Genomic DNA, 25104 nt, shown 5'->3' on the forward strand with positions numbered 1-25104 from the left:
GACCGAAAGGATAGGAATTTGTTCCTGATGTCTAACCGTTTAATTTAATTTTTGGTAACGGTTAGCTAGTTCTCGTCCAAAAACGCATCAGGCAATCATAATTAGATTGTACGTTCGTTTTGATATTTCCTGAAATTCCAGAGAGCCGCAAAAACTCTTCCCTTTTTTTCTCTAATCTGGGACGGATATTGGAGAAAAACGCGAAAAGCAGGCAGAAAACATCCTCCCACCATGCTGGAAAGGTACTTTCATGTAGCGTGGAGGTGGCTATCAGGATGGTGCCGGGTGTCTGGCCAGAATCACCAGGTTGTAACAGACCACCGATAACCAGCAATGAGAATCAAAACGCTCAGAACCCTTGCAGTGGCAACGTGATAGCCCAAAACATCTCTTTAGCCACGAAATTCCCGCTTCAATACCTGCCCGGAAGCGAAAGAGCGTTTTATACACATACTGACTTTTAGTCATCTCTTCGACTTCAAGTCCGCGCTTCTTATTAAAAGCTACATCGCTGATTCCCATGGCCTTGGCTTTTTCCAAATTAGCGCGACACGCGTATCCGCCGTCACCGCTTGTCTGGCGAGGTACACGACCATAAATTTCTTTTTGTCTTTCCATCATCGGAATGAATTGGTCCGAATCCGCTGGGTTACCTTCCTCAATAACCAGGTCCAGGATCAATCGACTTTTTCCCTGAACCAGGTTCAGTTTATGGCCATACTGTACTTGCCGCCTGTCTTTTACGATGATATCCGTATGGGGTTCATACAGGCTAACCACTTTTTCCTGGGCTGGCACCTTTTCACCCTTAAAGACCCTGCGCTCTGTCTGGGAGACTATTGCATCCACCAGGGGTAACAGGTGATCCACATCGGCCTGCCACTTGTCGGCATCATCAGCCAGGAGACACTGCCCCTGCTGACGGGCGTTTGCTAGCGTGACAGTAGCTTCGATAAGTACCTTCCGGGATTTTCGGGTCAACTGCAGCAGTTTTTTATAATGCTGATGCCGCTCTTCTTTGCCAGCGTAGATGCATTTTCTGGCCGCATCTTTTACGGCTCGGTTGTGATGGGTATATTCATAAAGCGGTGTCGCTGTCAGTGTTTGTCCCCGTTCCAGCAGCCGACAAATTTCTTTAACGGAACTGGCTAAAAGATCACTGTCGCAAGGAGGTTTGATATCCGATTCGGTGACTGTGCTGTCAATAGCCACAGTGCGCCCTTTTTCAATACCCTGATCTTTAGCGGTCATTAGCTGACAGTTATTAATCCGTTCCCATGTAGATGCAGTAAGAAGGCTGATGAGCCCATGCAAACTGGAGCGACTGGGGCGCTGGTTTGGTTCGAGGCGACAAAAGTCTCGAAAGAGCATGGAGTCCATCAAAACAAACGACAAGTAGTCATAATCACAATTCAAATACTGTTTCAGGAGTGCCGCACGAAGAACGGATTCTGCTGATAGTCCGTTCCGCCCAGTGTTCTGTTTATCACCAGAACTTAAGTCCTCATAAATCCAGTCATTGAACTGTGGATGGGCGTCAAGCCATTGCGAGATACCGGAAAGCTGGGAGCAGATTTCATGAGGTACGTAATGGAGTTCCATACTACACTGCGGGTTGCGTTTTTTGCGCATTTGGAGTCCTCTGTTTTTGGCAATCCCTTATGTTTCTTGCTCTTGGGAAGTTTAGTCGCCAGATAGCAGTAGGGCTCCACTTAATTTTTCAGGGTAAAATCTACAGTTTTCAATTGGTTGTGTTTTTGGACGAGAACTAGCTACTTACGGCATACCGAAGCTGAGCTTTTAACGTCAAACCACTGCCCTGGCTATGGATCTGTCTCTTGATCACAAATAGCTACCTTGTTCTATCATTTCTCACTGATAAAACAGGTCATGCTTCCACTTTCTCCTAAACCATGGTCAGAACTAACTTTTGGATGTGCTGATTTGGGCGATACTCGACGTACAAAACGACTTGTCAAAGTTGCTGCCGAGCTTTCAGCTCATACCGGTAATTCTTTGTCATCTTCATGCGAAGGTTATACCGCACTGGTAACTGGAGCTTACCGGCTGATTGAGAATGAGGCCGTAAAGCCTGAAGCAATAGCTGAGGCAGGCTTTCAGGCAACTGCCAAAATAGCGAGACAGTCTCGCCTACTTCTGGCTCTCGAAGATACAACAACCCTGGGTTATAAACATGCTGTCAGATCCGAGCTTGGTGATCTTGGAGGTCCTGAAGGCTCTAAAACCAGAGGATTCCACGTCCACTCTGTCTTCTTGGTTGATGCGGATACAGAGCGAAGCATTGGGCTTATTGATCAAGAACGATGGGTTAGAGAGGACGTTCAGCGGGGGAAAAAGAACCAACGTCGTCAGCTACCTTACGAGGGAAAGGAAAGCTTTAAGTGGCAAAGAGCCTCTGAAAACACAGAACAAAGGATGGGGGGTAAAATGCCTGACATCATCAGTGTTTGCGACCGGGAGGCGGATATATACGAATATATGCACTACAAACTGGATAACCGACAGCGGTTTGTTGTAAGAGCTACACAAAACAGAATCCTGGTGGATGGCGAACTCTTATTATTTGATTCCTTAGCTCAGACTGAAGTGTTGGGGAAATATACGATAGTGGTTCCTCAAAAAGGAGGTAGAAAGAAGCGAAAGGCAACGCTGCAGGTCAAAAGAAAGAAGATGACAATACAGGCGCCGCAAAGGCCAGGCGGCAGGCCGGAACCGGTAACTATGAATATTGTGTCGGCTGAAGAGATTGGCAATGACTCCGAAGACCGTTTGCACTGGGTACTATTGACAACTGAAGATATTGAAACATTCGAAGACTGTCGCTCTATCATTCGATTTTACGAGCTCCGATGGCGAATAGAAGAGTTCCATAAGGCTTGGAAATCGGGAGCAGGAGTAGAAAGGCTTCGTCTGCAATCTCCGGATAACATTGAACGACTTGCGGTCATATTAATGTTTGTCGCTGTCAGACTAATGCAAATCCGTGAAGCATTAATGTTACCGAATGACAGGCAGCACAAAGACAGAAAAATGTTACCGAATGACAGGCAGCACAAAGACAGAAAGCTTTGGAGTGAAAAAACACTCGCGAATGAGGTGGTCAGTGATGATGAATGGCAGGTTCTCTGGCTAACCTATGAAAAAAAAGCGTTGCCCGATAAGCCGCCAACAGTCACTTGGCTGCTTCAAACGATTGCTCGGCTTGGTGGTTGGGGTGATTCAAAGCATACAGGGCAGCCCGGCTGGTTAGTGGTATGGGAAGGCTGGGCGAAATTGCAGGATCGGGTAAAAACCTGGCAGATAGCCCGGCAGTTCAGCGCTGGAGAGATGTGATCAAGAGTCAGGCTATGGATGAGGACCTTTTACTTACAACAACATGCACAGACTATGACCTGGATTAGCTTTTTTACCGCAATTGGGTGTTAAGCTTTATTGTCGACGTGGCGCATCATTTATCCTGACCTCGGCCGGGCAATGCCTGTTTGAGAAATTCGGCCCCATCAGCGATAACATATATTCGCTGATTCAGGAAATGGATAGCTTTGTTGATGAGCCCCGGGGACGGGTGCGCATCTGTTGCACCCCGATCTTTGCACAGAGCGTACTGCTCCCGGTGATTAATGCCTTTAACCGGCGATATCGTAAAGTGCGTTTCTCACTGGATATCAATCCCTATGGCTTGAGCCAGTACTGCCGTTATGACCTGATTATCAATGCCGAAACGTCATACCAGCCTCAGGAAAATCCCACGCTCCCCCTGGTCAAACGAAATTTGCTGACCGAGCCCTTTGTCCTGGTCGCCTCAACAGACTATCTGACAGCCCGCCAGCCGATACATCATCCAGAACAACTGCAGGAGCATACCTGCCTGTATGCGGACTCCCTGACTCATTCACGACAGTGGGCTTTTAGTAAAGAAAGTCAGGTTCGTTTGATTAATATTTCAGATAACCTGGAAGTCAGTGACACCAACCTGCTGTTTGATGCTGCAAAAATGGGAATGGGAATCGCCTATTTACCACGATACGTGGTTGAAAGCAGTATCCGAAGTGGGCAGCTGGAAAAACTGCTGCCCGATTATCAGACGGCCCACTGGATGCTCAACCTTTACTACCCTGAAGTGAGGCAGATGGACCAGGGATGTGTATTGTTTAAAGATTTTTTCCTGAGCACTTATCGGGATCAGCTAAACAAACCATCGCGATTATCGAGACTGGTTCCTGAATGAAAGCCCGTTCACCTACGTGATTTTCGTTCATCAGGGTGTACCAGCAAACGTGATATTTTAACTCAGCTTATCCAGCTCACCACTGAGAATATGGTCAATGGTATCCAGAACGCCTTCATCATTATTCGCAGGCGCTGAATAACGGGCGACCTGCCGGACACTGTCGCTGGCATTGTTCATGGCAAAACTGAAGCCTGCTTTCTGCAGCATCTCTATATCATTGCCGCTATCACCAAAGGCAGCCACCTCATCGTCGGCAATATTCCACTGTTCCTGCAACAGATGGATACCGTGGGCCTTATGAACACCGGGAATAATCAGATCAATCCACTCGTGACCACTGGTAACCGACACCAGCACATCACCCAGTTCCTTTCTTGCTGCTTCCAATACGCTTTCGTGAATATCCGGCGACATTTTGATGGCGATCTTTAGAATTGTGTCGTTTATATCCCGATAGCTTTGTATCAACTCAAGACGCTGGTAGTGATTGCGGGCATTGGCCACCTCTGCAGGATCAGCAGTGTTCAAAACATAGGCGCTGTCGCGGCCACAGATAATGGCAGTTACCGCTTTCAGGCTATTCAGAAACGGGTAGACACGGTTCAGGGTTGCCACTGCAATATCCGCAACAAACAACGCCTGCTGTCCATCGTGAACATAGCCGCCATTTTCTGCAACGTAAGCAATATCGCCAGCATCGATACCCTCAAAATAGGATCGCAACTTGTAATACTGGTTGCCACTGGCCACAACAAATCGAATACCCCGAGCCTTCAGGGCCTTGAACTGTTCCAGAAAACGCTCCCGGTTATACGTTTTGTTATCTTTCAGAAATGTGCCATCCATATCGACAGCAATTAATTTGATTACGGTGCAGCCTGTCATTTCAGTCGTTATCTCTGGGGGTAGAATTGTTTCGGTGTTACACACATTTACCTTCTCTTTGAGAAGCTTTGCCATTGCAATAATAAGCACAGTGCTTAATCAAGTACACTGGCCACACACGTCGGCATAAGTTATATGCATAGGTATAGATACGTAGTTACAGAGTATTCATTCCGGCGTAAAAATCACCTTATCTCCTCCGCCCTTTGCCGCATGCGCTCCAAAGGTCCAAACACAACACAAAACACACGCAGAGAAGACACCATGAAAGTGCAAGGTTTCGCACGCTCACTGATTGCCATTGCCATTGGCACAACTGTCAGCAGTTCTGTTCTTGCCAGTGAAGTGGCATCACCGGTCGTGGATAAAGGACTGACATTTACCATCGGTGGTGCTTACAACGGTCTGGACAGCTACCGCGGTCTGGACAACGAAGTGGCACCGGAAGTCGGTATTGGCTATCGTATGAACGATCGTTTCAGTTTCGAAGGTATTTACTCTCAGTACTCCACAGAGCAGAAGACAGGCGGAGATGCAGATCTTAAAGAATTCCGTCTGGACGCCTTCTACGACCTGACACCATGGGATGGTTCACTGACCCCTTACGTTGTTGCCGGTATTTCCGAACTGGACGTTGACCTCGACGCAGAAGGTGAACACGACGACACTCGTATGAATGCCGGTTTTGGTTTGAGAAAGGCATTTACTCCAAACCTGGCTATCCGTGGTGATGTTCGTGCCGTTCGTACCCTGGATTACGCTCAGACAGAAGCCATGGCGAATGTTGCCCTGACCTGGACCTTTGGCAGTGTAGCCAAAGCGGCAGAACCTGTTGCAGTGGTTGAGCCGGTTCAGGAAGAAGTGATTGCAGCGGTTGAGCCAACACCGGTTCTTGATGCTGATTACGACGGCGTACTGGACAAGGACGACCTGTGCCCAAATACTCCGGCAGGCATTACCGTTGACCAGACTGGCTGTGAGCCAATGAAAGCCATTGATCTGCTGGTTAACTTCGCATTCGATTCCGAAGTCGTTAATCAGGAAGGCAGTGATCAGATAGCCAAGATGGGTGAGTTCCTGCAGCGTTACCCGGAAGTTCGCATCCTTATTGAAGGTCATACCGATGCCAGCGGACAAGCAGCATACAATGATCAGCTGTCTGTTCGTCGTGCCGACACCATCCGCCAGCAACTGATCGAGAAGCATGGGATCGACGCAGAGCGTATTGATGCGGTGGGTATGGGTGAAGGCAAGCCGGTTGCCGACAACGATACCATCGAAGGTCGTCAGCAGAACCGTCGTGTGACTGCCGAGGTTATTGGCGCTTAATACCCTGACTGGCCATAGGAGACAATTGTCTCTTATATAGGGGAATGCAGAGTAGATGCTTTGAAAACTCACCAAGAGGCTGAGGTTTCAGAGGACGCTGGTTATCCTGACGCGAGGAGGCTGACCGAGAATAGACTGCCCTACTGCGGTGGCAGAAAATCGGTCTAAAAAGCCGAGAATTTTTAGCAAATAGAACCACTATTCACGAAAAATTTCCGGCTTTTTATCCTCAATTTTCTGCCATCCTCGCTACGGGCGCTATTCTCGGTCAGCCTCCTAGCCTTGCTAAAAAATCATACTCTGCTTTCCTCCAGGCTTCATTTTTGAGCCGATCCTGCCTGTTAGGGGCCAGTTTGTTCGCTCTGGTAAAAAAGGCAGAAGCAAGATCGTTCAATTCATCCCCGGAAAGCTAGCTGGTACATTCTCAACAGGAAATAATGCGACAATACGAAGACAGCATCCTAACTGACTGGAACATGATGCATCAAGATACTGACTTATCTCCATTGCATTACATGCATGGTTAATGGCTTTGGCCAAAAGCCCCGAAATTTCCTTATCCTGGCAAGAAGAAATGCATTCTTTGAAATGTTCATAATTTGTAGCTATTCACCTGTAAGACTGTTTCGGGCTCTATTGGTTCAACACACAATTCACACATACAACCCGGCACAATGCCCTGAAGCCCATGCCCACTGGAAGTTGAACCCCCCAAGGTGGCCGGTCACATCCAGTACCTCACCAACAAAATAAAGCCCTGACTGGTTCTGACTCTCAAAGGTTTTGGATGAAATATTGTTGGTTGCGACACCGCCCAGTGTGACTTCTGCTTTTTTATACCCTTCGGTGCCTGCTGGCATCACTTCCCAGGACTCCAGACTTTCAGCCAGACGTTGTAGCTCTGTTGGAGAAAACCGGTTAACTGGTTTACAACCACTGTCCGTCAATGCCTGTAGCTCGCCAAAGGTGCACAGAGCAGCTGTCAATCGTTTGGTCAATTGATCTGACAGTACCGAGCGAATCTCAGCCTTTGGCTTCGATTCTCTCAGTTCGTTAAACCAGTCTTTTATGGATAGGCCAGGTAGCCAGTTGATAGCAACTTTATTGCCTGGCCGCCAGTAGGAAGAAATCTGCAATATGGCCGGCCCGCTCAGTCCTCTGTGGGTAAAGAGCACATTTTCACGAAAGCTCTGCCCGTTACAGCTGGCGATGACATCGGCACTGACTCCTGATAACTCAATAAAATGAGAGAGCCACTGTTTATCCATTGTGAATGGCACCAGGCCTGGCATTCTCTCTATTAACGGGTGTCCAAACTGCTCCGCCAATTCATAACCGAGACCGGAAGCTCCCATGGTGGGGAATGACAAGCCACCGGTTGCCACGACTAGCGATGTGCAGCGAATCGCTCCCAACGTGGTATCCAGCAAAAATCCGGATAAATCATCCAATGGGCTAACGTGGTGTAATGCTGTTTTCAGGCGAATGGTGACACCAGACTTTCTACACTCCTCCACCAGCATCGCCACTATATCGCTGGATTGCTGGTTACAGAACAGCTGCCCCAGGGTTTTCTCATGCCAGGGAATACGGTGCTTATCCACCAGCGCCTGAAAATCCCACTGTGTATAACGAGCCAGTGCCGACTTACAGAAATGGGGATTCCCGGAAAGATAGTTTGCCGGTTCAGCGTACATATTGGTGTAGTTACAGCGACCACCACCGGAAATCAGAATCTTTTTACCAATCTTGTTGGCATGGTCGATGACCAGCACCTTTCGGCTGCGATCACCCGCTGTCAGTGCACACATCAACCCGGAAGCCCCGGCCCCGATAATAACGGCATCGTATTGCATGGAAGGCAAAAGAGAATTATTTAACGGCATGGAGTTAGGTAGGCGGTATCGAAAAATGCACTATAAATGAACAGTGAAATAAATTCCAGATGAAGCGTATTGAACTTTTCTCTTAGTGTTAGCTTTCCTAACAGGCTGTTTAGGTAAATACCGTTGAATTCATGGTTTAAAACACCAACCTTAATAAACTACCAATTATTGAAATATAAACAGATGAATACAATCATGATTGATAAAAGCCAATGTAATCAATACCGTTACCCTGTACAAACAATCCAAAATGAACAGTCAGTACCGATTTTTGATTTAAAAGCAGTCACGGCTCATCATGAGCAAGTCGGAATAAAAAGTTCTGAAATCTGTTCCAGCACAACTCCGTCAGAAAATAAAGCGATAAATAGTCGTAAAATTGCATCTTCAGTAACTTCAAAAACTGAAACTCAGACGCTACCAGGAAAATCTGACCAATTCATGCAATGGGTTATTTTTAATGATGAATGTAACTCTAAAAAGCTGGTAAAAGATCTACCCATACTGGGTCAAAAGGAAATGAAACAATTAAACTGCATTATTGACCAGTTAAATCACGATTATCCAATGGATACCCCGACACTGCATCTTGTATTTGAAATTTTTCAGCCTGAATTGCTCGATAGTGACCAAATAGAGGCTATTGGTGATTTTTTCGGGGACCTTGAAAAAAAACACTCAAAATTACACGTTTATGATTACGCAGATCTTAATAAAAATCTGGTTAACAATGAATCATTATGCAAATTAAAAAGCTATTTTAGCTGGATAGAAATGCAAGGTACAAGACAGAAGTTTGAGCTTGTTAACAGAGTAGTCACCGCCATTGGCCATAGTGATGGCAGATTCAGCTCTGTTTATGGCGACGATAGCAGGTCTGTTTGGACAAATATCGTTGCTAAAAATCCATGGATGCAGATATTCAACGGCAGCCAACTGTCGATGATTTTTGATTTAGCCAATAAGAACATATCCATATTGGTTTCTAATGCATTACAACAACAAATCAATCAATTAAATAAAGAGCAACTGGATAAACTGGATTTTCTTGCTCAACCATTACCATTAAGTGGCGGGCAAAAAGCAATTTATGTTGACTTACAGCGATGTATTGTCCTTTTCAACTCTGACAAACTATCCGGTGTTGATGGAAACCTTATTTACCGTGATTTTGATACCACGATGACCGCAAGGCTTCCTGATATCCCATTAAAACCGGAAGAAATACTGGGTGTTCCTGATTGGGTTACCTTTCCGGGAGACCCTTGTGGACTATATGTTTTACCCCAAAAAATAGTAGAAAATGCGGTGATGGGAGTGACTCAGTCTGGAAATACTCACCTGGAGCAAATAATTAAAGACGTCAGCACAAAAATTAATAGCCTGTATGAAAGTGATTCAGTTTCGAATGATCAGGCTTTTGCTGACAACTATAATTACATTTTTGATAAACTGAATGCCGCACTGGTTGCTAACGAAAAATCGACCTTTGAACATCACAAGTCAGGAACACTTAAAAAATAATCAGTAAAATCGATGAAGCTCGGCTGTATGGGTATTAGCGCTTTTCTGTACCAGTAAATCATTTTAATGAGATTGACGTGTACCATCTCCGTTCATCCTGAGCGGAGTCGAAGGGTGTTTGGCACGATCTATCATGGGCCAGAGTTTGCGCCCTTCGACAGGCTTGTATGTTTAACCTGTCTCTGATTACTTGTATAAGTACAGAGACGGGGTGAGGGGCATCGACTGCTTACTGCCTTCAGGACAGACTGACTGAGAAGTCCCCACCCACAAGCATGAGCGACGATTAGGAGCGTTACTGCCCTGCAGCAGACAATTTTCGCAAGCTAACGCCAGCCTGTGGTCACCCCATCCGCATAAAGATTACATCAGGGACTGTACTATGGAAATGGTAACTAACTTCGTTGGTGTGGATGTGGCTTCTCGATGGTTAGACATTTGTCTGCACAATGGTTCTGTTGAACGCATTGACAACTCACTCACCGCAATTACAGAGTGGGTCGCTTCTTTGCCTCGGGCAACAGCTATTGCCATGGAAGTAACGGGTCGTTACCACTCATTACTGGCTTCTGTTGCATTCCAGCATGGTCATACCGTTTATGTACTTAACCCAAGGGCTGTGTATCATTACGCAGCCGGAATAGGTCGTCGGCAAAAGAGCGATAAGGCAGATGCTGCAATTATTCGACGTTATCTGAGCAATGAACATGACAGTCTAAAGCCCTGGAGGCCAGCCACAGCCAACCAGGAACTGATTAACTGAAGTTACGCAGCTAACAGCTCTCTCAGCTGCCCCAACGAAGCTTTCAGCCCTGCCATATAGATTTTGGCTCTGAGCTGAAAGTGATTCAGATTTACTTTCAATGACAATACTTCCAACCTGAAGGCTGAGTAAATTGAAAGAAAGATATGATTACTCTGTGTTCTCACAGTATGCGCCGGTGACTTGGCCATTGACGCATTCGATTTCAGCGTTTTATGGAAGACCTCGACTTTCCACCGTTTCTCGTAGATTGCCTTGAGAGTCTCGGCATCACAGTCAAGATCGCTGCAAACCAGATAGAGAATGCCTGTGCTTCCGTCTTTGTTTTTAAAGACCTGACGGTATAGCAGAACAGGGAAATCGACACCTGCTATCCACCCTTGTACAGGCTTATCTTCTGAAAAATCAACAGTATCTATACGCTGTGAACGGCCTTGTAATTTGTCGTCCAGACTGAGGGATACCTTGCGGTTTGACTTCATCGCCATCAGGAAATGTTTATTACAGTCGTGTCGAATAAACATCATATTGTCGTTTGAGCAAAACCAGCTATCTGCAAGGACATAGCGGAACATAAGCTGGTTATGGCAGCAAATCATCAGCATCTCCCGCATCATTTCATTTTTGGTTTGCTCTGCATATCGTCTTACCTTTTTTGTCTTCAAGTCGGTGTACAGGATGGTTTTCTCGATCAATTTATAGGCGACAGGAATCGACGCATCTCCGGCATGGTAGTGTGCATTGAGCAGATTTATACCTTTCACGGTGCGATTTTTTGTATGATCAAAATGCCAGGTGTTCAGGGCATTCTCTTTGCTGAACTGCTTTTCCTGAATCGTATCGTCAAAGATCAAAACCCCATCACTGCACTCAACCTGTCGCACGACGGGTTTAACGTAAAGCCATAAGTCACGACTGGTAAACTCATTGTTTGAAAGCAATCGGGTGAATTGGTCATGACTGTAGACATTATCCAAAAGCTCTGACACTCCCGTTGCAGTGGTCTTCCCAGACGACGACAACAGGTAGTCAGAATAAAGTTCTATGAGATCATTTTTCATGCCACCAATAATGGCTGATTTTCAGCAAGGTGCGTAACTTGAGTGATTAAAATGCTAACGAACCATCGTGCGTCAGTAGTCAGGCATCGTCAGGCTATTTCAATGACGTGTAAGTCAATGCCTGTTGAGCTAACAATGCTCAATGATGCCCTGGAGGCCCTGAAAAAATTGATCGATGAGCTGGAAAAAAAGATCATGGAAACCATGAAAAACGAAGATCCGGAGCAACAGGAAGGCTTTAAGGCGATGAAGAGTATTCCGGGCTTTGGTGCATTGAGTTCGGCCTTTTTTTCCAACGAAATGGCCAGAGGAGACTTCAAATCTGGAGATCAATTCATTGCCTTTTTTGGACTTGATCTGCAGTTTAAAGACTCTGGCACGAAACGCGGTCGCCGCAGACTGAGCAAGCAAGGTTCAAGCGAAGGTCGCCGTTTGTTGTACAACGTAGCGATGTCAGCTTGCCGTGGCGCATTTAAACCAATGTATGAGCACTACACGTCCAGAATGAGTTGTACTCAGGCTTTGGTGGCGGTGATGCGCAAACTGCTGCGAATTGCGTTCAGCGTATGGCGTAGTAAGAAAGCATTTGATATGGCTATGTATCGTTCCCCTGTAATGCAAAGTGCTTTATAGGCTTATCACTGGGCCATCAAGGACCTGAGATAATGCAGGGAGGACCTTGAAACTGCTAACGGCTAGGGTTCTTGGCAGTGGTTTCGTTTTGTTTAAAGTTTCAACAAGGCTCTAAAATTTCCACTGATAATTGTTGAAAATTATGTTGACAAGAAACATAGAGCCTCAGGACGAACGGAGTACAAAGGCTGTAACTATTCAGCACTGAGCAAAGGCATATTACAGTAATTCCGAACAGCTCTATGAAGTGATTGATATATGTCCATTCCCTGTTTTCTGGCAGACGACAAATAGCTGCGAATCCGTGCAAACATAGAACCACCGTCTGCACTCCTGAAGCAGCCTGAGATTTTCTGCTTTAACTTGGCCATTCGAACATCCCGCTCACTGCCATTGTTATCGAAGGGAATGGTAAAATCTGACATGAAGCGCAGTGTCTCAGCCTTGAACTCAGTGAGTCGTTTGAAGAGATTGTAAGCTTTAGTATTCTTGACTTTCTTGCGCTTAAGCTCCTCTCGTTGCTTCTCCATATAGACGACTTCTTTCATTAGAGCCCGCTGAAGCAACCGGTCATAAATCTTCTCGATTCGTTCACAGACAACACTTGGCATCTGTAGCATACCTATGGTCTTAAAGCCCTTGCAGTAATGCCAGGAAAGCCTCAGTAGCTTCATCAATCGCAACGCCAGTTGATTGCTGTCCCTATCAACAACACCCAAAAGCTCCCTCAGGTGATGGGCATTGCAAAGTACGTGAGTTGCCGCATATGCAAAATAGGATTTCCAATGATCATGAACCAGAACGCCTGCAAATGTTAGCAGTATGCCCATCGTGTCCATGGCCTCACGACCTCGCTTTTCAGACAAGTAGTAGAGCGTCCATTGTTCATCCCGCATAACGTGTAGCCAGTGCAAAGAGCCCTCGGCCCGCATACCCGTTTCATCGGCTCCGGCAACAGACGATTCCCGCAAGGCGTCACGAATAACCTCTTCAGTAGAAGCCAGATTTTCATAGGTTCTGGCCACAAAATTGGCGACAGTGCCTGCACTTACACTCATTTTATAGAGAGTATTAAAATACTCTGACACGCGCTTAAAAGGCAGGAAATGGTATTGGTTAAGATAGACGGCCATAGCCTGTGTGGCTGAGCCATATTGTGCGGCAGCGGTAACACCTTCCGGGAATTCAGCCTGATTCCGACAACCACAAGTGCAGATTTTTACTTCAGCTCTATGGGCCGTTACTTCAAATTCACCCGGTCTCCCTGGTTCAAACACCTGTCGTTCAATATATTTGACCGGCTCACTATCAAGAAGAGACGCCTGACATTTATTGCATTCTTTAACCGGAAGGTACTCAATATAGTCAGGGATATCGACCTGTTTAAGACAAGTGCCCTGATGCCCTTTCTTTCCACCGGCTTTATTACCAGAAGACTGTCTCAGACTTTCTAGGATTGGGTTTTTCATCCGATGGATCGGTACCTTTATCTGCGGAAAGGTCGTCAGAATGATCTGGAGAATTACTGTTTTTACAAGGTTTTTGATAACCATCAGACGATGGCGGCTTGCTGCTGTTTTGACTGTTCTTGCCAACCTTTTCTTCCAATTCTCGACATCGCTCTTCCAGACAGGCAACTCTCATCCGCAGCTCTGCATTCTCTTTCAAGAGAATCTCAGCCGACATAGTTGCGGGTAGTTCTGGAATCATGCTGGCGAATATTGTGGAAAAATGGTGCTTAAGAGGATGGTATAGAAATCAGAAAATTCCAGATTTATGTGGGGGTGCTGAACAGTTACCAAAGGCTTATGGTAACGACAACCCGTCAAACTCATTGAAACCATGTACTAGAGCGATCAGACAAACGTACTCAGATTATTACTGTGTCCTTTTATCTGGTCACGAACGTTGTTTTTTGAGTTGTTGTTGTTGTTTAAACCGGGCCAGCAACCTTATTTCTATAGGCCCTGCAAAAACCCTGATTTAACAGGGTTTTGTGGCAGGGATGAAATCGGGTTTACTTTCCCAGTTTCTTGCGAATAGCCTGAAGTGTTCTCAGCTGGGCAGCGGCTTCGGCCAACTGGGTTGCTGCTCTTGAGTAGTCGAATTCACCACTCTGGTTTTCCAGGGCTTTTTCTGCCTGACGCTTGGCTTCTTCAGCCGCCGCTTCATTCATGTCATCTGCACGCAGTGCGGTATCTGCCAGAATCTTGATCTGGTTTGGCTGGACCTCAAGAAAGCCACCGGAAACGTAGAAAACTTCTTCTTCACCGCCTTCGGTAACCAGACGGATCGGACCCGGTCTCAGTTCGGTCAGCAATGGTGTATGCCCGGGAGTAATACCCAGGTCTCCAAGAGAGCCGGTAGCAATCAACATCTCAACCTGACCTTTGAAGATTTCCTGCTCGGCACTAACAATGTCACAATCTACGGTTAAAGCCATTATGAGTCACCTTATGTCCATGGATGGACGGTATATCGAAAATGCAGGAGCAATTTTCGATGCCCCTCAATCCGGACACCGGAAATACAAAAACTATTTCCGGTGCCTGAGTTTTACATAGACTTGGCCTTCTCAACCGCTTCGTCAATGGAACCAACCATATAGAAAGCCTGTTCAGGCAGCGCGTCATACTCACCTTCCAGAATGCCCTTGAATGCACGAATGGTATCTTTCAATGGCACATACTTGCCCGGAGAGCCGGTGAAGACTTCCGCTACGAAGAATGGCTGAGACAGGAATCGCTCAATCTTACGGGCACGGGATACGGTCTGCTTGTCTTCTTCAGACAGTTCGTCCATACCCAGAATGGCAATGATATCTTTCAGCTCTTTATAGCGCTGCAGTACCGTCTGCACACCACGAGCGACTTCATAATGTTCCTGACCAATAACCAGAGGGTCCAGCTGGCGGGAGGTGGAGTCCAGTGGATCAATCGCCGGGTAGATACCCTTGGAAGCGATATCACGGCTCAGTACCACGGTGGCATCCAGATGGGAGAACGTGGTGGCAGGGGATGGGTCAGTCAAGTCATCCGCTGGCACGTATACCGCCTGAATAGAGGTGATGGAACCGGTTTTGGTGGAAGTAATACGCTCCTGCAGCACACCCATCTCTTCTGCCAGAGTTGGCTGGTAACCTACTGCAGAAGGCATACGACCCAGCAGTGCCGATACTTCGGTTCCCGCCAGGGTGTAACGGTAGATGTTGTCGATAAACAGCAGTACATCACGGCCTTCATCACGGAATTTTTCCGCCATGGTCAGCCCGGTCAGGGCGACACGCAGACGGTTTCCGGGTGGCTCGTTCATCTGGCCGTACACCAGCGAGACCTTGTCGATAACGTTGGAGTCGGTCATTTCATGGTAGAAGTCGTTACCTTCACGGGTACGCTCACCCACACCGGCAAATACCGAGTAACCGGAGTGCTCGATGGCAATATTACGGATCAGTTCCATCATGTTGACGGTTTTACCCACACCGGCACCACCGAACAGACCCACCTTACCACCCTTGGCAAATGGGCAAACCAGGTCGATGACCTTGATCCCGGTTTCCAGCAGCTCGTTGGTCGCTGCCTGGTCCGCGTAACTTGGCGCCTTACGGTGAATGGCTGCTCTCTCTTCTTCACCGATAGGGCCTTTTTCATCTATAGGATTACCCAGAACGTCCATGATACGTCCCAGGGTTTTGGTACCCACAGGCACCTGAATCGGAGTGCCCGTGTTGGCAACGTTCAAACCGCGGGCAACCCCTTCGGTAGAACCCATGGCAATGGAACGAACGACACCGTCACCCAGCTGTTGCTGAACTTCCAGTACCAGATCCTTACCATCCACATTCAGTGCATCATAGACTTTGGGAACACTGTCCCGTGGGAATTCGACGTCGATGACGGCGCCGATAATTTGTACGATACGACCGCTACTCATAGTCTTTCCTCACCCTTTAATCTTTTATCCCGCCGCGCTTTTTATGTGGCCGCAGCTTATATGGCCGAAGCGCCTAAACGGCCGCAGCGCCGCTGACAATCTCAGAGAGTTCCTGTGTGATCGCCGCCTGTCGAGCCTTGTTGTACACCAGCTGCAGGTCATCAATCAGGTTTCCGGCATTATCGGTAGCACTCTTCATGGCCACCATTCGCGCCGCCTGTTCACAGGCATTGTTTTCCACCACGGCCTGAAAAACCTGAGACTCGATATAACGGACCAGCAAACCGTCCAGCAGCTCTTTGGCATCGGGCTCATACAGGTAGTCCCAGGGTCTCTTCAGGGACTCGTCATCATCAGGCACCAGTGGCAGCAGTTGCAGCACTTGTGGCGTCTGGCTCATGGTGTTCACAAACTCGTTGCTCACCACGAACAACCGGTCAATACGACCCTGGTCGTAGCTGTCCAGCATGACTTTCACGCCACCAATCAGGTCCTCAATGTTGGGGGAGTCACCAATATGATTCAGTGCCGCCACTACATTGCCACCATGACTTCGGAAAAATGAGATTGCCTTGCTGCCGACCAGACAGAGATCGATGTCAACCCCCCGGTCATGCCACTGCTTCATGTCCTCAATGGTTTTTTTGAACAGGTTAATGTTCAAACCGCCACAAAGCCCGCGGTCCGTAGAGACAATGATGTAACCCACGCGAACCGCTTCGCGCTCAATCATGAAACTGTGTTCGTACTCAGCATTAGCGTTGGCGATATGCCCTACCACCTGGCGGATACGCTCAGCGTAAGGGCGGCTGGTTTCCATCCGCTCCTGAGCCCTGCGCATCTTGCTCGCTGCCACCATTTCCATAGCGTTGGTGATTTTCTGTGTACTTTTAATGGACGAAATCTGCGTCCGTATCTCTTTTGCACCTGCCATTTTCAGTTACCCGTTGTCAGTTATCAGTTGCCAGTTGTTGGACAGCAGGCAGTTATTTCGGACAGGCTTTACTGTCCACTGACAACTGCCCACTGACAACTGATCACCAGGTCTGGGTGGCCTTGAACTGCTCAATGACGTCCTTAAGGCCGGCTTCAATCTCGCCGTTGTAGTTCCCTGACTCATTGATGTTGGCCATCAGGGCACTGTGCTCAGCGTTGGCATAGCTGATCAGGGCGGCTTCAAAATCACCAATCTTATTCAGGGCGACATCCGCCAGGTAACCTTTCTCAGCCGCAAAAATAACCAGTCCCATTTCGGCTACTGACATGGGGGCGTACTGGGTCTGCTTCATCAGCTCGGTTACCCGCTGACCATGTTCCAGCTGCTTGCGGGTGGCTTCATCCAGGTCAGACGCAAACTGGGCAAACGCCTGCAGCTCACGATACTGGGCCAGAGCCAGACGGATACCGCCACCGAGCTTCTTGATGATCTTGGTCTGGGCTGCACCACCGACACGGGATACCGATACCCCGGCGTTCATCGCAGGACGGATACCGGCATTGAACAGGTCGGTTTCCAGGAAGATCTGACCGTCGGTGATGGAGATAACGTTGGTCGGTACAAAGGCTGATACGTCGCCTGCCTGGGTTTCGATGATGGGCAGGGCGGTGAGAGAGCCGGTCTTGCCTTTCACTTCACCGCTGGTGAACTTCTCAACATAGTCGGCGTTAACCCGTGCCGCACGCTCCAACAGACGGGAGTGCAGGTAGAAGACGTCACCAGGATAAGCTTCACGGCCCGGTGGACGACGGAGCAACAGGGAGATCTGACGATAAGCCCAAGCCTGCTTGGTCAGGTCATCGTAGACGATCAGGGCATCTTCACCACGGTCACGGAAGTATTCACCCATGGAGCAGCCGGCAAACGGTGCCAGGAACTGCATTGCCGCCGGATCAGCCGCACCGGCGGCCACCACAATGGTATGGTCCATGGCACCCTGTTCTTCCAGCTTGCGAACCACGTTGGCAATGGTGGACTGCTTCTGGCCAACCGCAACGTAAACACACTTAACGCCAGTGCCTTTCTGATTGATGATGGCGTCGATAGCCAGGGCAGTCTTACCGGTCTGACGGTCACCGATGATCAGCTCACGCTGGCCACGGCCAATGGGCACCATTGAGTCAATCGCCTTGTAACCGGTCTGAACCGGCTCATCGACCGACTGACGGGCAATAACGCCAGGGGCGACTTTCTCAAGAGGAGAGGTTTGCCCGGTTTGCAGGGCTCCCTTACCATCAATCGGGTTACCCAGGGCATCAACGACACGTCCCAGCAGTTCATTACCCACCGGAACTTCAAGAATTCGACCGGTGCACTGAACCGTCTGGCCTTCAGCCAGATCACCGTAGTCACCCAGGACTACTGCACCGACCGAGTCACGCTCAAGGTTCAGTGCCATACCGTATACATTACCCGGGAACCTGATCATTTCCCCGTACATGGCATCCGCCAAACCATGAATACGTACAATACCGTCAGTTACGCTGACAATCGTGCCCTCATTCTGGGCTTCACTGGACACATCAAGCTGTTCGATTCTGCTCTTGATGATGTCACTGATCTCGGAAGGATTCAGTTGCTGCATAGCTTACCTGCCCGCTCTTTATTTGCAAAAAAACCGCAAACGTGCAGTTTTATTGATTCTCAGGAAATCATCGCATCGGCCAGCTTGCTCAGCCGGGCACGGAGACTGCCATCAATGACCAGGTCACCCGCTTTGACGATAACGCCACCTAAAATACTACTGTCGATTTCTGTCACCAAATGGACAGAACGCCCAAGTCTGGCCGCCATTTTTTCTGCCAGCTTATCCTGCTGTTCCTGACTCAAGGGATACGCTGAAGTCACCTGTACCTGCTGGGAACGTTCTTCTTCTGCTCTCAACCGGGCATACAGGACAGCAATTTCAGGCAACAGTTGCAAACGACGATGCTCTGACAATACCTGAAGATAATTCTCAAACGGCTTATCCAGCTCTCCCTGACACAGCCCGATAATGGTTTTTGCCTGCTGTGCGCCACTTAACTGCGGATTGCCCAGCATCTCAACCACTTTCTGGTACGCTGTCACACTGGCACAGAGTGACAGCATGTCAGACCATTCGCTCAAACGTGATGCGTCACGGGCATATTCAAAGGCCGCTTTGGCGTAAGGACGGGCACAGGTTGTTAATTCCATGATCTCCAGCCCTCTTAAAGCTCAGCCGCCAGATCATCAACCAGCTTGCTGTTCGCGGCCTCATCCAGATGTTCACCCAGAATTCGTTCAGCACCGGCAACCGCCAGGCTGGCCACCTGCGAACGCAATGCTTCACGCGCCCGGTTAGCTTCCTGCTCAATTTCAGCAGCAGCGGCAGCCTTCAGACGGTTCCCTTCAGCACGGGCCTGTTGTTTGGCGTCATCGACTATCTGGTTTGCTCGCTTGTTGGCCGACTCAATGATGCCCTGGGCTTCGGCTCTTGCTTCTTTCAGCAGTTCAGCAACTTTGTCATTGGCCTGTGCCAGGTCTTTTTCTGCTTTATCAGCAGCAGCCAGACCATCGGCTATTTTTTGCTGCCGGTCACTCAGCGCTTTGGTCAGAGGTGGCCATACATATTTCATGCAGAACCACACAAAGAACGCAAAAGCGATGGATTGGCCGATCAGGGTTGCATTTAAATTCACGCCAACACCTCTTTCAGTTAATGTCGTTGGCTCCTTTCAGAGCCTGGCCTTTAGTGCCTTACGACTACGGGCTAATGCTTTGCAAACGTCAGCCCGCAGTTTTCAGCTTCTCATCAAAGCACTTGGCACCTATCTGGTGCCTTTTCAGGCACGCGGCGCATAGTCGGGCATTAACGTCTTTGTTCAGAGCAGTCCAACGAACGGGTTAGCAAAGGTGAAGAACAGAGCAATACCGACAGCAATCATTGGGATCGCATCCAGCAGGCCCGCAACAATAAACATTTTGGTTTGCAGCATAGGCGCAGTTTCTGGCTGACGGGCAACCCCTTCCAGGAATTTACCGCCAAGCAGGGCAAAACCAATACCCGTTGCCAGCGCCGCTACACCGAGCATGATGGCAACACTGATGACTGTCAGACCAACTACCAGTTCCATATTTCCTCCCGACTTTACAGGTCGTGTGTTGTGAGATTAGTGATTAGTTAAAGTTAATTTATCCAGTGGGCAGTACTTTGGTTTGACCATTGCTGCTGCCCAATTACCTTTCACTCAGTGTTCTTCATGGACGCTGCTCAAATAGACAATGGTCAACGTCATGAAGATGTATGCCTGAAGGGTAATAACCAGAATGTGGAGAACGGCCCAGCCGAAATGCAGTGGCAGCTGCGCCCAGCCAATCATGGCAATCAGGATAAATATCAGTTCACCGGCATACATATTGCCGAAAAGTCGCAGCCCGAGAGAAACTGGTTTGGCTAACAGGGATACCGTTTCCAGCAGCAGGTTTACGGGAATAAGAATGACCTTTGCAACCGGATTTTTACTGGAGAATGGGTGCAGGGCCAGATCAGAGAACAGGCCAGAGACACCTTTAACCTTGATCCAGAAGAAGAGCATCAGGAAGAAGACGCTGATCGACATGGACATGGTGATGTTCGGGTCTGTCGATGGCACGATCTTCATGTAGGGAACGCCTGCCAGTGTTGCCAGGCCGGGAATCCAGTCCACAGGAATAAGGTCCATCAGGTTCATGAAGAAAATCCAGACAAAAATGGTCAGGGCCAGGGGAGCAATCAGCGGATTTTTGCCATGGAAGGATTCACGAACACTGGTATCGACAAACTCGACGATAGACTCAATGGCATTCTGTAGCTTGCCCGGAACACCTGATGTCGCATTCCTGGCGACAAAGCGGAATAAGAGAACAAACACCAACCCAAGGAGTACCGACCAGACCATGCTGTCGACATGAATTGCCCAGAAGCCCATCTCCTTGGCCTCAGCAGGGGTCAGGGCAAAGGTCCAGACAGGCTCAGTCAGAACACCCAGTGGATGCCCATGGGCATCCACTCGCTCATAACCCGCAGGCAGCTGACCATACGTCAAATTCTGCAAGTGGTGCTGTATGTATTCAGTAGCAGTATTTGCCATGGCTAATCCTGTAAACCATCCATTACATTTTCAATATCAAAGCTGGTTGATTTTTTTGTTCCAACAACGAACCAAATTCACAACCGGCTTTTCCACTCAAACACGTTCAGTTGTTTTCCACATAATTACGGTACTGCCTGCTGTCGACGAGCCATCAGCACTGGTGCAAACCAGCTTACGGCCTGAACAGCAGTAAAAGTAACAAACAGCGCCAGTGGTTCAAGCGGTTCAACCAGGGTAAAAACCAGAATAAAACCCACAGCGGTCAATACCAGTTTGCCTGCTTCTCCACGGTAGAACGAGCTGACAATCAGTTTTGCAGAGCGGGCACCACGGTAGCGAAACGCCCTCCATACAAAGTATGCATTGGGCAGCGAGCAGCAAAGCCCTCCCAGAAGTGATGACAAGGTAAAAGTACTTCCCAGGGGCAGCAGCATCAGGGCCAGCGCAGCAGATACCACCAATTGGGCAACAATAACGCGATGCACTGGTGGCGGTTGGAGCCACAGGTATTTACGATGATCAGCACGACAGAATTTGCGGTTGGCAAATCCAGCCCCGTCATCACTTGGCGTTGCCCTTTGCTGCTTCCAGGCCTTTGCTTCTGACATACTTCCGTTAACTACAGCTCCGTTAACTTCCCCCCTCTCTTTCACCAGGAAAAGGGCGAGCAAAAAAGATTAATACCTGCACACTGCGAAATGCTTTGTTGAATCATGTCAAAGCTTGTTATTTGATTGATCATTTCTGACATCCCTGCCGGGGCAGTATATGGGTAAAAGTACCTATATTCAACCGAAACCATAACGACTTGTTGATATTTCACAAAGTCATAAAACAAATAATCTGATAGAACAGCCGTTCAGTACGAGCGGTATAAGGGGAGGAGAGTTTGCCCCGTATTCAGTATCCAGAATCAGTCGTTTAAAAAATCAAACATTTTGAAATGGCCTCCAGTCAATGATGAAATGGCATAGTTGATCAAAGACTGTACTCCTGTACTTTTTCTTATGGGTCAGCAAATAAAAATGACGTTTCAGGTTCAATCCTGTAACCCCAATCGTTGCCATATGCCCGGTATCCAGTGTTGATTTCGCCGCCAGGCTTGAGATACAGGCGATACCAACACCATCAATGACGGCCTGCTTAACCGCTTCTGAACGGTTTAACACCATAGCAACCTTTGGTGACTCCAGTTGAGTTGCGATCATTTCATCGAACAGCTCCCGCGTACCAGACCCCGGCTCCCTTAAAACCCACCGTTCATTGGAAAGCGAAGACAGCGGGATATTACCCCTGTTGGCCAATGGATGATCCGGGCTGCAAATAACCACCAGCTGATCTTCAAGCCATGTAGTCACTTCGATATCCGGATGCAGACAGACGCCCTCGACAACAGCAAGGTCTATCTTGAAATCCAGAATTCGCTGCTCAATGGCACGGGTATTATCAATTTCCAGATCTATCCTGATACCAGGACTACTTTCCCGGAACTGGGCAAGCATTTTTGGCAACAGGTTATTGCCTATCGTTGAACTGACATTCAAAACCAGAGAACCCGACTCATAAGATCCATCCACTGCAAACTGGTTTTCCAGCTCCTTGGCGCGATCAATCAATTCGCACGCCTTTGGCAAAAGCGCCCGGCCTGAATCGTTCATTTTCAGGCCTGCCCCCTGATTACGATCAAACAATGGTCCCAAGTGCTTTTCCAGTTCAGATAAAGCCATACTGGCTGCCGGTTGGGAAATATACAAACTCTCAGCAGCACCAGTCACCCTTCCACACTGAGCGACTGCCCGAAATATTTCCAACTGACGAAGCGTAATATGCATTTGATGTACAGCCTATTCCATCAAAAACCAAAGAATCAGATTACTAATTCAGGTTTACTTGATACTCACCATCCCCGGCGCTCTTTCGATGCTCTTTGATAGTGCAGACTGACTCCGAGGGAAGAATACCACCTGTTGCAATGAATCAGGGCATAAGCATACTTGATAGGTTCTCAAAGTATTATTGATTTGTAACTGTTCAGCACCCCCACATAAATCTGGAATTTTCTGATTTTTATACCATCCTCTTAAGCACCATTTTTCCACAATATTCGCCAGCATGATTCCAGAACTACCCGCAACTATGTCGGCTGAGATTCTCTTGAAAGAGAATGCAGAGCTGCGGATGAGAGTTGCCTGTCTGGAAGAGCGATGTCGAGAATTGGAAGAAAAGGTTGGCAAGAACAGTCAAAACAGCAGCAAGCCGCCATCGTCTGATGGTTATCAAAAACCTTGTAAAAACAGTAATTCTCCAGATCATTCTGACGACCTTTCCGCAGATAAAGGTACCGATCCATCGGATGAAAAACCCAATCCTAAAAGTCTGAGACAGTCTTCTGGTAATAAAGCCGGTGGAAAGAAAGGGCATCAGGGCACTTGTCTTAAACAGGTCGATATCCCTGACTATATTGAGTACCTTCCGGTTAAAGAATGCAATAAATGTCAGGCGTCTCTTCTTGATAGTGAGCGGTCAAATATATTGAACGACAGGTGTTTGAACCAGGGAGACCGGGTGAATTTGAAGTAACGGCCCATAGAGCTGAAGTAAAAATCTGCACTTGTGGTTGTCGGAATCAGGCTGAATTCCCGGAAGGTGTTACCGCTGCCGCACAATATGGCTCAGCCACACAGGCTATGGCCGTCTATCTTAACCAATACCATTTCCTGCCTTTTAAGCGCGTGTCAGAGTATTTTAATACTCTCTATAAAATGAGTGTAAGTGCAGGCACTGTCGCCAATTTTGTGGCCAGAACCTATGAAAATCTGGCTTCTACTGAAGAGGTTATTCGTGACGCCTTGCGGGAATCGTCTGTTGCCGGAGCCGATGAAACGGGTATGCGGGCCGAGGGCTCTTTGCACTGGCTACACGTTATGCGGGATGAACAATGGACGCTCTACTACTTGTCTGAAAAGCGAGGTCGTGAGGCCATGGACACGATGGGCATACTGCTAACATTTGCAGGCGTTCTGGTTCATGATCATTGGAAATCCTATTTTGCATATGCGGCAACTCACGTACTTTGCAATGCCCATCACCTGAGGGAGCTTTTGGGTGTTGTGATAGGGACAGCAATCAACGGGCGTTGCGATTGATGAAGCTACTGAGGCTTTCCTGGCATTACTGCAAGGGCTTTAAGACCATAGGTATGCTACAGATGCCAAGTGTTGTCTGTGAACGAATCGAGAAGATTTATGACCGGTTGCTTCAGCGGGCTCTAATGAAAGAAGTCGTCTATATGGAGAAGCAACGAGAGGAGCTTAAGCGCAAGAAAGTCAAGAATACTAAAGCTTACAATCTCTTCAAACGACTCACTGAGTTCAAGGCTGAGACACTGCGCTTCATGTCAGATTTTACCATTCCCTTCGATAACAATGGCAGTGAGCGGGATGTTCGAATGGCCAAGTTAAAGCAGAAAATCTCAGGCTGCTTCAGGAGTGCAGACGGTGGTTCTATGTTTGCACGGATTCGCAGCTATTTGTCGTCTGCCAGAAAACAGGGAATGGACATATATCAATCACTTCATAGAGCTGTTCGGAATTACTGTAATATGCCTTTGCTCAGTGCTGAATAGTTACATTGATTTTTATAAATATCTTATCGTCATATACTGAACTCATCCTAATCCCTCACTGAGTTTATTCAGTCTTTTCGAGTTGTATCATGAAAAACAGTGGCATCAGTAGCTGGGTT

27 protein-coding genes are annotated in these 25104 nt (G+C 48.0%); 10 read left to right on the forward strand and 17 right to left on the reverse strand.

Translation table 11 applies throughout. The features are described from left to right. Positions 1–270 precede the first annotated feature (270 nt). Positions 271–1632, reverse strand: a complete 1362-nt coding sequence (locus tag MJO57_RS30150) for an ISNCY family transposase (RefSeq protein WP_252017318.1) — start codon at positions 1630–1632, stop codon at positions 271–273. 258 nt (positions 1633–1890) lie between these two features. Here MJO57_RS30150 and MJO57_RS30155 point away from each other — a divergent pair, with 258 nt between their 5' ends. Beyond that, positions 1891–3354 (forward strand): IS4 family transposase, encoded by a 1464-nt coding sequence (locus MJO57_RS30155; RefSeq protein WP_252021066.1) that lies wholly within the window; start codon positions 1891–1893, stop codon positions 3352–3354. Positions 3355–3553: 199 nt separating this feature from the next. Then, entirely contained in the window at positions 3554–4249 is a 696-nt protein-coding gene (locus MJO57_RS30160) for a substrate binding domain-containing protein (RefSeq protein WP_252021068.1), read from the forward strand. Between the two features lie 57 nt (positions 4250–4306). On the opposite strand, the gene MJO57_RS30165 is transcribed toward MJO57_RS30160, so the two are convergent. Beyond that, entirely contained in the window at positions 4307–5137 is an 831-nt protein-coding gene (locus tag MJO57_RS30165; RefSeq protein ID WP_252021070.1) for a Cof-type HAD-IIB family hydrolase, read from the reverse strand. A 264-nt stretch (positions 5138–5401) separates the two neighbouring features. On the opposite strand from MJO57_RS30165, the gene MJO57_RS30170 reads away from it, so the two are divergent. Next, the gene (locus MJO57_RS30170; protein WP_252021072.1) at positions 5402–6466 is read left to right on the forward strand and encodes an OmpA family protein; all 1065 of its coding nucleotides are present in this window, start codon (positions 5402–5404) and stop codon (positions 6464–6466) included. A 653-nt stretch (positions 6467–7119) separates the two neighbouring features. Here MJO57_RS30170 and MJO57_RS30175 read toward each other — a convergent pair. Then, positions 7120–8352, reverse strand: a complete 1233-nt coding sequence (locus tag MJO57_RS30175; protein ID WP_252021074.1) for an NAD(P)/FAD-dependent oxidoreductase — start codon at positions 8350–8352, stop codon at positions 7120–7122. A 195-nt stretch (positions 8353–8547) separates the two neighbouring features. Between MJO57_RS30175 and MJO57_RS30180 the strand changes: the two genes are divergently transcribed. Both MJO57_RS30180 and MJO57_RS30185 read left to right on the forward strand, forming a co-directional pair. Next, a complete protein-coding gene (locus MJO57_RS30180) occupies positions 8548–9876 on the forward strand; it encodes a hypothetical protein (RefSeq protein ID WP_252021076.1) in 1329 nt (442 codons plus the stop codon). A gap of 382 nt (positions 9877–10258) precedes the next feature. Continuing rightward, a complete protein-coding gene (locus MJO57_RS30185) occupies positions 10259–10639 on the forward strand; it encodes an IS110 family transposase (protein ID WP_252021078.1) in 381 nt (126 codons plus the stop codon). Between the two features lie 2 nt (positions 10640–10641). Here the strand turns inward: MJO57_RS30185 and MJO57_RS30190 are convergent, their stop codons facing one another. Continuing rightward, positions 10642–11700, reverse strand: a complete 1059-nt coding sequence (locus MJO57_RS30190; RefSeq protein ID WP_252017920.1) for a transposase — start codon at positions 11698–11700, stop codon at positions 10642–10644. A 117-nt stretch (positions 11701–11817) separates the two neighbouring features. Between MJO57_RS30190 and MJO57_RS30195 the strand changes: the two genes are divergently transcribed. Next, positions 11818–12333: a transposase gene (locus MJO57_RS30195; RefSeq protein WP_252021080.1), complete on the forward strand. Its 516-nt coding sequence runs from the start codon at positions 11818–11820 to the stop codon at positions 12331–12333. Positions 12334–12527: 194 nt separating this feature from the next. Here MJO57_RS30195 and MJO57_RS30200 read toward each other — a convergent pair whose 3' ends face one another. Both MJO57_RS30200 and MJO57_RS30205 read right to left on the reverse strand, forming a co-directional pair. After that, positions 12528–13802, reverse strand: coding sequence for an IS66 family transposase (locus tag MJO57_RS30200; RefSeq protein ID WP_252021082.1), 1275 nt, complete (start codon positions 13800–13802; stop codon positions 12528–12530). Beyond that, on the reverse strand, positions 13759–14043 hold the full coding sequence (locus MJO57_RS30205; protein ID WP_252021084.1) for a DUF6444 domain-containing protein: 285 nt from the start codon (positions 14041–14043) through the stop codon (positions 13759–13761). Before MJO57_RS30205 ends, MJO57_RS30200 begins: the two co-directional genes overlap by 44 nt. Here MJO57_RS30205 and MJO57_RS30210 point away from each other — a divergent pair. Beyond that, positions 14042–14320 carry a hypothetical protein gene (locus MJO57_RS30210; RefSeq protein WP_252021086.1) on the forward strand — a complete coding sequence of 93 codons (279 nt, stop codon included), beginning with the start codon at positions 14042–14044 and terminating at the stop codon, positions 14318–14320. The genes MJO57_RS30205 and MJO57_RS30210 overlap by 2 nt on opposite strands. 30 nt (positions 14321–14350) lie before the next feature. Here MJO57_RS30210 and MJO57_RS30215 read toward each other — a convergent pair whose 3' ends face one another. From MJO57_RS30215 to MJO57_RS30265, 11 genes are all read right to left on the reverse strand, one after another. Beyond that, positions 14351–14776, reverse strand: coding sequence for a F0F1 ATP synthase subunit epsilon (locus MJO57_RS30215; RefSeq protein WP_252021088.1), 426 nt, complete (start codon positions 14774–14776; stop codon positions 14351–14353). A gap of 113 nt (positions 14777–14889) precedes the next feature. Then, on the reverse strand, positions 14890–16266 hold the full coding sequence (atpD, locus tag MJO57_RS30220) for a F0F1 ATP synthase subunit beta (protein ID WP_252021090.1): 1377 nt from the start codon (positions 16264–16266) through the stop codon (positions 14890–14892). Between the two features lie 73 nt (positions 16267–16339). Beyond that, entirely contained in the window at positions 16340–17200 is an 861-nt protein-coding gene (atpG, locus tag MJO57_RS30225; RefSeq protein ID WP_252021092.1) for a F0F1 ATP synthase subunit gamma, read from the reverse strand. Positions 17201–17303: 103 nt separating this feature from the next. Further along, positions 17304–18848 (reverse strand): F0F1 ATP synthase subunit alpha, encoded by a 1545-nt coding sequence (gene atpA / locus MJO57_RS30230; protein WP_252021094.1) that lies wholly within the window; start codon positions 18846–18848, stop codon positions 17304–17306. Positions 18849–18907: 59 nt separating this feature from the next. Next, positions 18908–19441, reverse strand: coding sequence for a F0F1 ATP synthase subunit delta (locus MJO57_RS30235; RefSeq protein ID WP_252021096.1), 534 nt, complete (start codon positions 19439–19441; stop codon positions 18908–18910). 14 nt (positions 19442–19455) lie between these two features. Beyond that, positions 19456–19926: a F0F1 ATP synthase subunit B gene (locus tag MJO57_RS30240; RefSeq protein ID WP_252021098.1), complete on the reverse strand. Its 471-nt coding sequence runs from the start codon at positions 19924–19926 to the stop codon at positions 19456–19458. Positions 19927–20109: 183 nt separating this feature from the next. Next, positions 20110–20361: a F0F1 ATP synthase subunit C gene (gene atpE, locus MJO57_RS30245; RefSeq protein WP_020581950.1), complete on the reverse strand. Its 252-nt coding sequence runs from the start codon at positions 20359–20361 to the stop codon at positions 20110–20112. Between the two features lie 114 nt (positions 20362–20475). After that, on the reverse strand, positions 20476–21357 hold the full coding sequence (gene atpB, locus MJO57_RS30250) for a F0F1 ATP synthase subunit A (protein WP_252021099.1): 882 nt from the start codon (positions 21355–21357) through the stop codon (positions 20476–20478). Positions 21358–21482: 125 nt separating this feature from the next. Then, the gene (locus MJO57_RS30255; RefSeq protein WP_252021101.1) at positions 21483–21968 is read right to left on the reverse strand and encodes a F0F1 ATP synthase subunit I; all 486 of its coding nucleotides are present in this window, start codon (positions 21966–21968) and stop codon (positions 21483–21485) included. A gap of 321 nt (positions 21969–22289) precedes the next feature. Beyond that, positions 22290–23192 carry a LysR substrate-binding domain-containing protein gene (locus MJO57_RS30260; RefSeq protein ID WP_252021103.1) on the reverse strand — a complete coding sequence of 301 codons (903 nt, stop codon included), beginning with the start codon at positions 23190–23192 and terminating at the stop codon, positions 22290–22292. Between the two features lie 54 nt (positions 23193–23246). Continuing rightward, a complete protein-coding gene (locus tag MJO57_RS30265; RefSeq protein WP_252021105.1) occupies positions 23247–23474 on the reverse strand; it encodes a hypothetical protein in 228 nt (75 codons plus the stop codon). On the opposite strand from MJO57_RS30265, the gene MJO57_RS30270 reads away from it, so the two are divergent. The 3 genes from MJO57_RS30270 to MJO57_RS30280 are packed head-to-tail and all read left to right on the forward strand — an operon-like array spanning position 23473 to position 24985. Further along, positions 23473–23940, forward strand: a complete 468-nt coding sequence (locus MJO57_RS30270) for a DUF6444 domain-containing protein (RefSeq protein WP_252021107.1) — start codon at positions 23473–23475, stop codon at positions 23938–23940. The two genes, MJO57_RS30265 and MJO57_RS30270, sit on opposite strands and share 2 nt — an antisense overlap. After that, positions 23904–24506: a transposase gene (locus MJO57_RS30275; RefSeq protein ID WP_252021117.1), complete on the forward strand. Its 603-nt coding sequence runs from the start codon at positions 23904–23906 to the stop codon at positions 24504–24506. Before MJO57_RS30270 ends, MJO57_RS30275 begins: the two co-directional genes overlap by 37 nt. After that, positions 24506–24985 (forward strand): transposase, encoded by a 480-nt coding sequence (locus MJO57_RS30280; RefSeq protein ID WP_252027143.1) that lies wholly within the window; start codon positions 24506–24508, stop codon positions 24983–24985. The genes MJO57_RS30275 and MJO57_RS30280 overlap by 1 nt, the downstream gene beginning before the upstream one ends. Positions 24986–25104: the final 119 nt, after the last annotated feature.

Origin of the sequence: Endozoicomonas sp. SCSIO W0465, from assembly GCF_023716865.1 — a bacterium.
GTDB lineage: Bacteria > Pseudomonadota > Gammaproteobacteria > Pseudomonadales > Endozoicomonadaceae > Endozoicomonas.